This window comes from Deinococcus ficus, assembly GCF_003444775.1.
In the GTDB taxonomy this organism is placed as follows: domain Bacteria; phylum Deinococcota; class Deinococci; order Deinococcales; family Deinococcaceae; genus Deinococcus; species Deinococcus ficus.
Genome location: NZ_CP021084.1, coordinates 45,530 through 58,158, shown reverse-complemented (window position 1 = coordinate 58,158; position 12,629 = coordinate 45,530). Strand labels below are relative to the sequence as shown.

The 12,629-nt window shown below is 63.3% G+C and carries 11 protein-coding genes and 1 pseudogene; 2 read left to right on the top strand and 10 right to left on the bottom strand.

Annotated features, from left to right (window positions below; all coding sequences use genetic code 11):
* Positions 1–19 precede the first annotated feature (19 nt).
* From DFI_RS18515 to DFI_RS18505, 3 genes are all read right to left on the bottom strand, one after another.
* Positions 20–3,445: a TSCPD domain-containing protein gene (locus DFI_RS18515; protein ID WP_043779912.1), complete on the bottom strand. Its 3,426-nt coding sequence runs from the start codon at positions 3,443–3,445 to the stop codon at positions 20–22.
* 118 nt (positions 3,446–3,563) lie between these two features.
* Positions 3,564–4,508, bottom strand: coding sequence for a hypothetical protein (locus DFI_RS18510; protein ID WP_118376042.1), 945 nt, complete (start codon positions 4,506–4,508; stop codon positions 3,564–3,566).
* A 32-nt stretch (positions 4,509–4,540) separates the two neighbouring features.
* Complete coding sequence (locus DFI_RS18505) at positions 4,541–4,741, bottom strand: hypothetical protein (protein WP_118376041.1); 201 nt, start codon at positions 4,739–4,741, stop codon at positions 4,541–4,543.
* A gap of 771 nt (positions 4,742–5,512) precedes the next feature.
* Between DFI_RS18505 and DFI_RS18500 the strand changes: the two genes are divergently transcribed.
* Complete coding sequence (locus DFI_RS18500; RefSeq protein ID WP_155864627.1) at positions 5,513–6,265, top strand: hypothetical protein; 753 nt, start codon at positions 5,513–5,515, stop codon at positions 6,263–6,265.
* Positions 6,266–6,279: 14 nt separating this feature from the next.
* On the opposite strand, the pseudogene DFI_RS18495 reads toward DFI_RS18500, so the two are convergent.
* The 7 genes and pseudogenes from DFI_RS18495 to DFI_RS18465 form a co-directional block, all read right to left on the bottom strand.
* Positions 6,280–7,080, bottom strand: a pseudogene (locus DFI_RS18495) (IS5 family transposase).
* Between the two features lie 113 nt (positions 7,081–7,193).
* Positions 7,194–7,835, bottom strand: a complete 642-nt coding sequence (locus DFI_RS20395; protein ID WP_155864628.1) for a hypothetical protein — start codon at positions 7,833–7,835, stop codon at positions 7,194–7,196.
* Positions 7,832–8,698 (bottom strand): IS5 family transposase, encoded by an 867-nt coding sequence (locus DFI_RS18485; RefSeq protein ID WP_027464346.1) that lies wholly within the window; start codon positions 8,696–8,698, stop codon positions 7,832–7,834. Before DFI_RS18485 ends, DFI_RS20395 begins: the two co-directional genes overlap by 4 nt.
* A gap of 288 nt (positions 8,699–8,986) precedes the next feature.
* A complete protein-coding gene (locus DFI_RS18480; protein WP_155864629.1) occupies positions 8,987–9,883 on the bottom strand; it encodes a ParB/RepB/Spo0J family partition protein in 897 nt (298 codons plus the stop codon).
* On the bottom strand, positions 9,880–10,917 hold the full coding sequence (locus tag DFI_RS18475; RefSeq protein ID WP_051308380.1) for an AAA family ATPase: 1,038 nt from the start codon (positions 10,915–10,917) through the stop codon (positions 9,880–9,882). The genes DFI_RS18480 and DFI_RS18475 overlap by 4 nt, the downstream gene beginning before the upstream one ends.
* Positions 10,918–11,130: 213 nt before the next feature.
* Positions 11,131–11,481 carry a hypothetical protein gene (locus tag DFI_RS18470; RefSeq protein WP_118376040.1) on the bottom strand — a complete coding sequence of 117 codons (351 nt, stop codon included), beginning with the start codon at positions 11,479–11,481 and terminating at the stop codon, positions 11,131–11,133.
* Between the two features lie 242 nt (positions 11,482–11,723).
* Entirely contained in the window at positions 11,724–12,266 is a 543-nt protein-coding gene (locus tag DFI_RS18465; protein ID WP_027464348.1) for a hypothetical protein, read from the bottom strand.
* Positions 12,267–12,344: 78 nt separating this feature from the next.
* Here DFI_RS18465 and DFI_RS18460 point away from each other — a divergent pair, with 78 nt between their 5' ends.
* Positions 12,345–12,617: a hypothetical protein gene (locus DFI_RS18460; protein ID WP_027464349.1), complete on the top strand. Its 273-nt coding sequence runs from the start codon at positions 12,345–12,347 to the stop codon at positions 12,615–12,617.
* The last annotated feature ends 12 nt before the right edge of the window (positions 12,618–12,629 follow it).

The window sequence follows — 12,629 nt, the reverse complement described above, 5'->3', positions numbered from 1 at the left end:
TCGGCGAAATTCTGGGGGCCTAGCTACAGCGGGAGTACCCGCAGGCTTCGCAGGTGTAGCACCCCTCGGACGGCTTGAGCGCCATGGAGTCGCAACTCGGGCATTGCAGGGTCTCTGCTGGTGCCCCATGCACCACTTCCGGCACGGCGCTGCTCAGCGGCGCCTGCAGCGCACGGTCCAGCCCGCGCAGGCGCTCGTCACGGTCGCGCAGCGACTCTTCCAGCGCATAGGCTACGAGATCGGCCTTGCTGGTCACGCGCCGGTTCTTGCCGTCCGGCAGGGTCACGTACCCCATCAGCCCGCCCTCGATGCCCTTGAACGTCTTGATGAGCTTGCGGGCCGGCGTGCCGAACTGCAGCGCGTTGCTCGCGGCCCGGCCGATGGCTTCGGAATCGGCATGCGCTTCCTGGCCGCTGCTGCCTCCCACGAGCAGCACCTCGATGGGCAGGCCGGTGACATGGTCGGTGTTCACCGTGACCAGGTAGGTGGTCTGCACCCCGGTGTCCATGTGCCTCAACCGCATCATGATCGTGCTGCCCTGCAGCTTCGTCTGGCGGGTGAAGGACGGGGCGATGCCGGGCGGCGGCGGCACGTCCGTCGGGGGAGCGTTCAGGTCACCTGGCCCGTCCAGGCCGGCGGCCGTGACGTCATCCCCGGGCACGGCCGCGCCCTCCAGCGCCGCGGCCGGTTCGGGGGTGGACCCCTCGGCGGCCTGCTTGCTGGTGTTCAGCGGCTGGAAGCTGCGGCAGCCGTCGCGGTAGACCGTGACGCCTTTGCAGCCGCTGCGGTACGCCTCGTCGTACGCCCGCTCGACATCCTGGACCGTGGCGTTGTTGGGCAGGTTGATCGTCTTGGAGATGCTGTTTGCGGCATGCTCGCCCCCTGCGTCGTACGCGCGCTGCACGACCGCCTGCATCCGGACGTGATCGCTGGGGTGAATGTCGTGTGCGCAGCGGATGACGTGACGGATCCGCTCGGGAATGAACGACAGTCCCTGGACGCTGCCGTGGTTGCTGCTGATGGCCTCCTGGACCTTCTCCCAGTCCCACAGGAAGTCCCGGGGTGAGGAGTCGTGCTCGTTGCGCACCACGTAGTGCCCCTGCTGCGCCTCGCGGAGCTCGTCGCGGGTGAGGGGGGTCTCCTCCATCAGTTCGCGGAACAGGGGGTGCAGGATCGGCCGGTAGTCTCCGCCGATGCGGCGCCAGATGAACGGGGAGAACAGCGGCTCCAGACCGGAGGAGGCGCCCATAAGCATGGAGGTGGTGCCGGTCGGGGCGACCGTGAGGACCGCGACGTTTCGCCGCGGCCTGTGCGGCATCAGCGCCTGGTGCCGGGCGTAGACCGGATAGACCCCCTTCTCCTCGCCGAGCGCCTCGCTCTCCGCCACCGCCGCCTCCCGCAGCGCCGTCATCATCTCGTGCACTGCGGCGCGTCCCTCGTCACTGTCGTACGCCAGGCCCATCTTGATCAGGGCGTCGGCGAGGCCCATGACGCCCAGGCCCAGGCGGCGCAGGTCCTGACTGGCGACGCGGTTGTCCTCCAGCGCGAAGACGTTCACGTCCAACAGATCGTCCAGGAAGCGCACGCAGGTCCGCACGTCCGCACGGAAGGACGTCATGTCGAACGTCCCGTCCGTGACGTACTCACTGAGGTTGATGGCGCCAAGATCGCAGGGCTCACCCACGGTCAGCGGAATCTCACCGCAGTTGCCGCTCTGCAGGCCCGAGGCCAGGGTGAATCGGTGATGCGGCTCGACGGTGCAGCAGTACACCTCGGCCACCATGCGGCTTTCCGTCCCCACTGCCAGGACCGTGAAGAGATTGCCGTTGCCGGCCAGCAGCTTCTGACCCTCCTCCAGTTCGCGGAGCTGAACGGGCGTGCCGTCCTCGAGGAAGAAGGTGTGGTACGGCGTGAAGTGGTCAGTGCCGCCGTGATCGGTCTCCAGGTTCCAGACGACTTCATTCCGCCCGGTCACCCGGAACCGGGTGACGTACCAGCAGTTGTCCACGCCGTCGATCACTTCCACATCCCGGTCCAGGAGCTGCTCAACCGGCGCGCTTCTCGGGCCGTCGTCACTCCCGACCTCGCGGTAGTACACCAGCGTCCCCGGGGCGAGGCAGGGGTTGGTGCTGCGGATCTCGTAGCGGTCCCCCAGGTTCTTGAGGGCGCTGTGCTCGTTGACCCGGTCATTGAAGATCAGGCCGGGCTCGCCGGTCTGCCAGGCGTGCTGGGCGATCTCTCCCCACAGCCAGCGGGCGCGGACGCCGAGGCCCTGCGGGGTCGTCTGAACCGGAATGGCCCGCAGGTCCCCGACGTGCTCGACCTTGCTGTTCAGGACCGGGACGTACTTCCCAGGCACCTCCTGCGGGGCCAGGGGCCAGAGCGCGTCCTGCTGAACGGCATCCCAGAACGCGGCGCTGACCAGGATGCTGATGTTGAAGGTGCCGATGTCGCCTTCGGCGGCTTCGCGGTCGAGGTCCTTGGCCGTCAGGAAGTCCAGCACGTCCGGGTGCCCGATGCTGATGGTCGCCATGCCCGCACCGCGCCTGGACCCGCCCTGCCGCACCACGCGCAGCACCGGCGCGTACACGTAGCGCAGCGTGTGGACCGGGCCACTTCGCTCCGCTCCGAGGTTGCCCCACTCGACGAAGTTGTCGAAGATCTCCGCCAGGAAGCTCACCGGGCCGCTGCTGGTCCCGCCGGACCCTTTGATGGGCGTGCCCTCGGCCCGCATCAGGCTCAGGTCCAGATGAGGGGTGTCGCCCTCCCGGACGGCCACCGTCACCTGCGCCGCGGCGTCCATGATGCCGCCCATGTCGTCGGGCACTTCCGTGACATGCTCGGGGCGGCTGTAGCGCAGCTCCACCTGGTGCTGCAGGGCGCGGCGGGTCTGCTCCTCACTGAGACCCTCGCCATAGACGACGCGCTTCCAGTTGCGCAGCTTGACCGGCTGCTTGTCGCCGTCCGGTTGCGTGGGCGGCCGCATCAGCCCCTGCAGGAAGTCGTCCACGTCCGGGTGGTCGGCCCTGAGGTAGGCGACACCCTGAACGGTGTCCTTCCGCGTGACGCGGGCCGGGTACACGTCCAGGTTCACGCCATTCCCGCCGCCGACCTTGGTGACCAGCGCGAGTTTCTTCGCGACTTCCATCACGCCTTCGAAGCTGCTGGGGGCGTGCTCGGTGGCGCCCTGCACGAAGCAGTTCAGGACGTTGCCGTGCTGCGTGCCCGCGCCGGCCAGGACGCGCCCGCCGGGGCAGAACTTCTTCTCGGCCATCAGGTCGAAGTACTTCTGCGCCCAGTGCTCCTGGACTTCAGGCACCTCCGCACCGGCGATCCACCGCGCAATGCGCCAGAACATCCCGGTGACGTCTCCGTCGCCGGGATGGAGGTACTGCCGCTTGGCGATATGCTGGCCGTTCTCGTCGATTTTGATCACTTGTGTCATCGAATCTCCTCGATGTTCATCGTCCCTGCGACCGGGTGGTTCCAGGTCAGGCGTCAGGAGTGGGTGTGCCGCTACAGGCGTGGAATCGCCGGCCCCCTTGTGATGCAGGGCAGAGAGGTCACGCGGTCTTGCGGGCCAGCTGTGCGTTGATCTCGTCCAGCCACGCCGCCCCGACGGCGCGCTCCAACGCCGTCCGGTCTGGCGCTTGGTAGGTGGGCAGCTCGCGGATCGCTGGGCAGATCTCCCCTGTCCTGAGCTTTCGGCTGCGGGCAGCACTGACCAGGTGCACCTCGATCGGACCACCCCGGTCCAGTTCCACAAGCAGGCTCTCGTCTTCGCGGTGCAGCAGCGGAATACACGCCTTGTCTGTGATGACCACGACCGCCTGTTCAGGTCCGTTCAAGCTGAGAATCTGGGCGCAGATCCCGATGTCATGCCCGTACGGAGTCGCGCTGCGCCCCTGGAAGATGCGGCGCACCGTGACTCCGATCGGTGTGTCTGCGAACGCCATGCGGGGCTCGGGGAACTGCATCCGCCCCGCAGCCCGCTGAAGGCCCTGGAGGGCAGAGCGCACACGCAGCTGCCCGGTCAGGCGGGAGCGCTGATCCCAGTCTTCACGGCCCTCTGGACGGGCGTATGCCCGGGATATCTGTGCGGCGAGCTGATGGGGGAGAGCGTGCCGGGCGCCATCTTCCACGTACACCTGGCGGGTCTCGTCGTCGAAACAGATCCACTGTGGCAGAGTGTTGACGAACGCCAGCGCCTCCGCCCGGGTCACCACGTGCACCACTGCGCCGACACTCGCCAGGAAGAACGGGAAGGCGCTTCCGGCGCCGCGCGTAACGTCGTACTCCACCACCTGCCGGTCAATGTCGTGTGTCGCCAGGTGTGTCCAGTTCTCCCCAATTGTCAGCAGGGCGCGTTCCGGTTCGCCCTGCAGGAGGAAGCGGTCGAAGTGAGTGAAGTCCCTGGCGAGCCGGACCTGGTCGACTGGCAGGACGTTCAGGGCGGCGGCAAACGCGCGGTGTGTCGGGGACTGGGGTGGCAGGCTTCGCTGGGTCATGGAGTGCTCCTTGATGCGGGGGCTGGTGACGGTCACTGGGCGTGCCACGGCAGATCCTCCACTCGGGCAGCTGGCGACATGAGAGGGGCGGTGGGAGTGGGGTCATCGGGGCTCTCCGGGTCGCCGGCCAGCAGGGTGCAGCCACTACCCAGCAGGGCGAAGGCGTCCTCAGCGAGCTGGTCGCATTCCGCATCCGCAGCCGGGCTGAGCACCTCGCCTCGGGCGTCCAGCACGCCGAAGCCTTGGCGGCTGGAGGTGCGTGTGGCCTGGGAAGTGATGACAACCTGAGCAGCGGCTCGGCCGTAGATCGTGCGGATCCGTTGTGTGAGGTCCTCGTACCGTCCGACGGTTGCTGGGTCTGATTTCGCCATGCGGCTGCGGCGACCCGGTACGGGTGAAGGTCTTTGCGCGAGGAGCGGCCCAGCAGCCTCCTTACGTCGACGGACATCCGCTAGATACCCGGTATCTAGCGCACGGCTGGTCCGGGGGAGCCTGCTTACAGGCTTAGATACGCGGTATCTAGACTCAAGAGGTACCGCAACGTTTGGATCCAACCCTGACAACGGCTGCTCAACCTTGAGAGTTTGTTCTCTGGTGACGAATCCGGACCGAGAAAGATACGCGGTATCTAGGGACTGATACCGAATAGCACTGCCTACCTCGCTGATCTAGATACCCGGTATCTAGAGACTGATACCGAATAGCGCTGCCTACCTCGCCGATCTAGATACGCGGTATCTAGGGACTGATACCGAATAGCACTGCCTACCTCGCCGATCTAGATACCCGGTATCTAGAGACTGATACCGAATAGCGCTGCCTACCTCGCCGATCTAGATACGCGGTATCTAGGGACTGATACCGAATAGCACTGCCTACCTCGCCGATCTAGATACCCGGTATCTAGAGACTGATACCGAATAGCGCTCCCTACCTCGCCGATCTACGGCGTGTAGGCCAAGGTGCATTGGTGTCGAGGAGGATGATCGTGTTGAATAGCAGGTGTGACGCCGACTCCAGTTCTCTCGCCTGCGCTTCAGGACAGCATCAAGCACCTCTATGAGGTGTTTGAGCGGTATCCATTGCGACGGCATATCGAGGGCTGTCCCTGTGGTTGTCTTCCCTCAGGCGCGGCAGAGGAGCTGCATGCAGTTCCTCTGCATGATCTGACGGCACCGCACCTGGATCTGTTCAGCGTGAAAACCATGACCACGTGGGGAGACGAAGTTGATTTCAAGCACTTCCTGCCTCGTCTTCTGGAACTGATTGCCCATGATCAGTTAAGTGAGATTGAAATCCTGTTGGGCAAACTGACGTACAGCCAGTGGTGGTCATGGCCAGATCAGGAGTACGCGGCTGTGGACGCCTTCCTGCACACCTGGTGGGAAGACGTCCTGGCACGGGAAGACGTCGAGGACCCTTGGGGACCGTGCGTGGTGGCCACCGTGCTTGAGGGCATTGCTCAGGCCGCACACGATCTGACGTCTTACCTCACCCACTGGGCCAAGATTGATACCCCGTTCGCCGTGCAGCATCTGGCGGCCTTCGTGTTGTCTGAAGCAGAGAGCCTGGTGCAGGGCCAGTTACGGGGGGCCTATTGGACCAGCCGGACAGCGCAGGCACAACAGGTGGTGCAGTGGTTGCTCGACAGGCAGCAGCCAGCTTGGCTTGAGTCTGCTGCGCACACAGAGACGGATGCCTCACGGCGAGAACGGCTCGAAATGGCCGCGTATACCTTGTCCGTCGCCAGGAGCTGACACGAAGTCGCGTCTTACAGCCAAAGCAGGACGGCGGCGACCGTCAACCACCCTTGGAAATTCACCGCGCGCTTGTCATATCGGGTGGCGATCCGGCGGAAGTGTTTGAGGCGGCCAACCAGACGTTCAATCTTGTTTCGCTCCTTGTAAAGGGTTGCATCAAAACAGAGGTCCAGCCCTTGGTCCTTTCGCCTGGGAATCGTGACTCGAATGCGACGGCTGTGAAGGTACCTCCGCACAGTGGGGTAGCTGTAGCCTTTGTCCCCCACCACGCGTTCAGGACGGATTCGTGGTTGTCCCCGTCCAGGACGAACAACGGCGCCTGTTTCCAGTAGTGGTTGCAGGAACTTCGATTCGTGGCGTTCTCCGCCACTGAGCACGAAGGCCATGGGTTTGCCATTCCCTTCGGCACGCACATGAATCTTGGTGCCGAACCCCCCTCGTGACCGTCCCAGCGCTTCACCGTCTTGACCTCCACGTGCGCCGGCGGCACATTGATGTGCTCGAACCACGGTGCCATCGACAAAATGCATGGACCAGTCCAGCTGACCTTGCAGGTCTGCTGCGCGCAGTAGCTGCGCCCAGATGGCTTGCCAGATACCTTTCTTCGTCCAGCGCCGGAAGCGACTGGCCACAGTCGTCCATTTCCCGAATCATTCCGGAACGTCACGCCAGGGTGCACCCGTGCGCAGGACCCAGACGATGCCACTGATCACCGGACGATGGGCCAGGTACGGTCGCCCTAGACCAACCAGGGGTGGCAGCAACGGTTCAAGACGGGTCCACTGCTCATCGCTGATTTCTTCGCGCCACAACGGCAGAAGATACGCTGGCCAATCGCGGCTCTATCCTTGGCCTACAGACCCTAAAGTGCGTTTGTTAACGCGATCACGATCGGAAACGCGGTTAGACGGAGGCTCGAGTGCTTTCAAGTCACGAGTCGGATCGAGAACTGGCGACCAAGGACAAAGTTGTCGACAGCCCAGGTGAGGTCACCCGAGAGATTCAGCAATTGAAGCTGCTCAGGACGAGTGGCTCTGCCATTATGCCGGCGCCAGAGTGGATTCACAGTGGGTAGCGTCGTGGGACGCATGCCGTGACCGTCAAGGATCTTCGCGTAGGCTTCCATCAACGAGGCAGGTCCTTCCGCCAGCACTCCACTGCCAAAGCCAGGATCGCCATACGGGCCATACATCTGAAAAGGACCGAATTCCTTGTCGTCGTGGCTGGAAAACAGCTCGCTCACAAGCCATTGTGGTCGCTGCGGTGATGCCGCAAAGTAAAGGCGCGTCCACTCCGATTGAAACGTGCGAATTCGGGGATGGTCATCTACCACGCGCGGAACGTCGTCAAGAGGCAAGAGCTGAAGGTGGTGTTCGTACACGGTATCAACGTGAACGAGCCATTTCTTACAGATACTCTGATCGTCTTGATCATGGCCCTCAAGGATGAGCTCAACGTCCATCGCGCTCCCCGTGACCTTGGCAGAGATGACGGATAGCTGGGCCAGGTTCAGTTCTAAGGCCCAACTGTGCGCCGCGATAAGCGTTTCAAATTCGTGCCATGTCACATCACGATGGTATGACTCGCAGACGTCTCTGGAGGAGCGCGACCCAACCGACGCAGCATTAGCCGAATCATGGCCAAATACACCAGCGTTTCAGTGGATTCTGGGAGTGCTTCGTAATCCTTTGATAACCGGCGACACTTGCCCAGCCATGCGAAAGTACGCTCTACGATCCATCGACGCGGCAAGACGTGGAACGTCTTGCGTGGATCCACGTTCTCGACCAAATCCGGCGTATACCGCTTAGCCTGCCGCCACCAGGGGTAGACGACCTCGACCAGCAGATCCGAGCTGTCTTTGGCCCACCTCAGAAAGCCACCCGTGTAGCCCTGGTCCGCCCAGACCTTCTCCAATGTTGGGTACTGCTTTTTCAATCCGTTCAGGACGAGTTTCCCACCTTCACGGTCCTGCAAATCGGCAGGATGGACTACGACCTTGAGGATCAGGCCGAGCGTGTCCACCAGGATGTGCCGCTTGCGCCCATTGACCTTCTTAGCGCCATCAAATCCCCGGATGCCGCCGGCCTCGGTGGTCTTCGCACTTTGACTGTCGATGATGCCAGCGGTGGGTTGGGCGTCACGGCCTGCCGCCTGGCGGACCCGTTCTCGAAGGACGTCATGGACGTCCTTCAACACGCCCCGGATGCGCCACTTGCGGTATTGGGCATACACCGTGCCCCAGCTGGGGAAGTTCACAGGGAGAAGGCGCCATGCACAGCCGGTTTGCAGCACGTAGAGCATGGCATTCACAAGTACACGTTGAGAATGGATGCGCTTGCGTCCTGTAGGACGTGGACCAGGCAGCAGCGGCTCAAGGAGAGCCCATTCCTGGTCCGTCAAATCAGAGCTGTACCCAGTCCTTTTCATGCCCCACAGTAAGATGAAAATCGCGTCCAGCAGGGGTTTAACAGGTTAATACACGCACTTTAGATACCCGGTATCTAGAGACTGATACCGAATAGCGCTGCCTACCTCGCCGATCTAGATACCCCGTATCTAGAGATCGCTGGAGCGTACGGTCGCCCGACTTTTGACTCCAGATATCTGGCATGTGCGAGCAGGGGAGACGTTCAGGTGTTATGCACAACCCATCTCAAGCGCGACGGCGCCATGGCCTTCCCATCAGGAAGGCCACGGCGCTGTGGTCTGGGAGCTTTAGCGGGAAAGCAGCTGATCGATCCGGGAATCGATTTCCGCGATGAGTTCTTCGGCGCGTTGGGCCTCATCACCAGTCAGCGAGGAAAGCTTGAGCAGGCGCTTCCTGAGGTCTCCGACTCGGGCTTTGAGCTCCGGTGAAGACCCGCCCGACTGCTGGGATGCATGCACAAGTACGCGGAGCTGCGCGGCGCTGAGAGACTCTGTAATGGCCTGCTGCAAAAGGGCTTCACGCCGTGCTCCAGCAGGGAGTCTGATCAGTTCAACACAGACGGTGGCGTCGATTTGGCCCTGCCTCACGGCGGTTTGCTCTTCAGGTGTCAGCTGAAGAATTTTGGCGCGGCGGCTTGCCCAGGTCGTGATGCCGGTGCCGTACAGGGACCGGAGCAGCGGCTCAACATTGAGGTCGTCAGGCGCGGTGTTGTTTCGAACCTTGTGCAGGTACGTGACGACTTCAGGCACGGACATGTTGAGTCGTTTTGACAGCAGGTCAAAGCCGACCAGTGTTTCAGTGACGAGATCCAGGTCCTTGCGCTGTGCGTTTTCGATCACCGCGATGGCGTAGGCCTGATCATCATCCACGTCGAGCACTCGGATGGGCACTTCGGTGAGTCCTGCTTCCTGGGCAGCGACGTAACGCCGCTCTCCTGCGATCAGGTGATATCCGTCTCCCTGGGACCGCACGAGCAGAGGCTGGAGGACGCCGAATTCACGGATGCTCTGCACCAGGCCGCTGAGCGCGTCGGCGGCGAATGCATCCGAGGTGATCAATCGGCGGGGATTGAAGCCGTCAGCAACGATGATCTTCGCCAGTGGCGCTTCAGTGACCGGGGTGTCCTCAAGGCCGGCCATCAGATCCAGAGGGTTGACGCGTGACGCGACTTTGGGACGGGTCACTGGGCGACCTCTTCAAGCGGGTTGCTGGTCACGCCGAGCGTGCGCAGCAGGTCCTGAGTCACGGTTCGGATGTCCTGCGCCACGTCACTGCTGGGCCGGTATTGCACCACAGGTTTACGGTGGTTCGGTGCCTCCATCATGATCACGCTGTCGCGGATCGTGCCGGAAGTCGGCGCGAAATCCTTGTACTCGTCGATGGTATTGAGAAGGTCTTTGGAAACGTTCGTGTGGCTGCGCACGCGGTTGGGCACGAACATGAGCGGCGCGATGCTCGGGGAATAGCCGCGGGCGCTCTTGATCAGGCGAACAATCTTGTCCAGGTTCTCGGTTCCCTTGTCGCCTGAAACCGGCACGAGCAGGTGATCGGCGGCGGCCACAGCAGCATTGAGGAGGGGAGTCACGCCGGGCTTGGTGTCGATCAGGATGAAGTCGTACTGATCGGCCACCTTGTCGAGGGCTTCGCGGAGGTTGCCCAACCGGGACAGATCGCCCGCGATGAGGTTGTCAGCCTGGTACAGGTGATCGTTGGACACCCAGATATCGACCCCCATGGCCTGCAGCGGCGTACCGAGTTGGGCTTCGCCGTTCTCCGCGGTGAAGACACCCAGGACCGTGTGTTCCTGATTGAAGCCGGGCAGGGAGGCACGGTCGGCGAGGCGCTCGGCATCGTGGAACCCCAGGTTTTTGGTGAGCGAGGCCTGCGGATCGGTGTCCATCAGCGCGACGCGGTAGCCCAGCTCGACCAGCGCGAAGGCGAGTTCGCGGGTAACGGTCGTTTTGCCTTCCCCTCCAGAAATGTTGGTCACGACGATGCGGTGTGCCATGTGGGTCTCCTTTGTCTTGCGGTATTTCAGCTGAGCGTCGAGCCGTGAGAGGGCCAGGTAGTCCTTCATCGGTATGATTGCGGCGACGGGCGCATCGTATTTCTCGATCACGACCCGTTCGCCGGCCTGGACCTGCTGAAGGACCTCGGCCAGCGTCGAGCGTAGTGAGCGGATCTTGACGCTGCTGCGGCTCCTCCTTTCGGTGGTCATACCGTCAGCATAAAAGGTGTGTACACCATTTTCAACTCAAGGTGTACACACACCATCTCCGGGCAGGAATCCTCGTCAATTGGTTGATCCAACACGCCCTGGAACGCGGCCGTGGTCTGCGCGGTGCACTGGACACCCCTCAAGCAGGAGACCGGCCCGGCGGAGCCCAGCTGGACGGGCGACCTTTGCGGTCATGTCCGTCAGGCGCGGTCGCTAGTCGGACTGAGCGTTCGAGTTCAAGGCCCGCCGCAGAAGCAGATGCAAATAGCTGCAGGTCAGAAAGAACCACTGCGTGAGCAGGGCAAGATGACAAACCCGGTCGCCCACCAGCTCAAACCAGCCGGCGCCAGCAGCCACGACCACCACCACAGCCCAGAATGGGTGGCCCTCCAGTCTGGCCATACCGACACTCAGCAGAGGAATGCCAAGAAGGTCCAGTCTGCCGGGCAGGAGCGGTGCCGCGGCGCTCACCACAGCCAGCACACCGAGATTGACGGCCGCGTTCTGAACGGGACTGACCGGGTGCCGGATGGCGAGGGCACGGGTCCGTGAAAACTGTTCCATGTCACTCCGAATGACCTGCCTTTGCAGGTGAACGATGCCCTGGGATGCCGTCGCCGGATGGCGACCGGGTGTGAGGGAAGCGAGGTGCTGACCGAGCGCCTCAGACCCCGAGAGGGGTGAATGATGGGTGGCGCCGCACCCTGAAGTGCGGTGAATGTAACTCTCGCCTCACAGTATGGCCGTTCCGCCGCCAATGAAAAAGCCCTGCTCCATTACGGAACAGGGCAAGTGCGCCAGCCGCCTCAGAGCACGTGGCCACCGTGCGCGGAGGCAGCCCGCTGAAGGTCGTCTCCAGACAAGGTGTCGCTGCGCAGCGCGACCACGCCTCCCCCAGTCTCGATCGCCTGGCGGGCTACAGCGCAGACGGGTTCGTCGAGCTGAACGTCATTGGCGCCGGACCGCCCGGCCTTCTGCCCGATACGGTCGACCACGGCACTCCCGGCGCCGCCGACCATACCGGCCACCAGGCCGCTGACTGCATCTGTTCCCGCACCGATCGCGGCCATGCCGAGGAGAGGCGCGAGCGCGAACGGACCGGCCGTCACGAGCAGCGCGCCCAGCCCCAGGCCGGTGAGGGCCCCGATCCCGGCGCCCGTCATCAACCCGTGTTCACCGCCGGCCCGGACCCGGAAGACCGCGGCGTCCGCTGCCGCTCCTTCGGCCGAGCCGTCGCCCGAGCGGGCGGAGTGAAGGACCGACACGTCATCTACATTCACGCCGCGACACTCCAGGTCCTGAAGGAAACGCTGCAGCTGACCGACCGAGGGAAAGACGGCGAGTTTCATCCTTTTCAATATGTGGGACGACAAATGCGCACCGAAAGAGAATTTGTCGCGAAGGTGCCAGGGCGTTACAGTGGCCGCATGTACAGCAGTGAAGTGCGCGCCGCCCACCAGGTCTTCGCTGCCCTGTTCGGGATGGGGGCGGGGGGACTCGGCGTGGCGGCCCTCAGCGCCCAGACGAAGGTGGATCATCGGCTCTGCCAGGTTATGTGCGCTGACCTGGTGCGAAAGGGCTTCCTGAGTGTCGACGACCGCCAGCTCCTGCACCTGACCCTGCCCGGACGGCAGTTCTTCAAGGACACGCTGTCCAAGCTCGACCAGGTCGCCCCGACCGCCGTCCAGCTCAGACGCTGACAGGACCGGCGG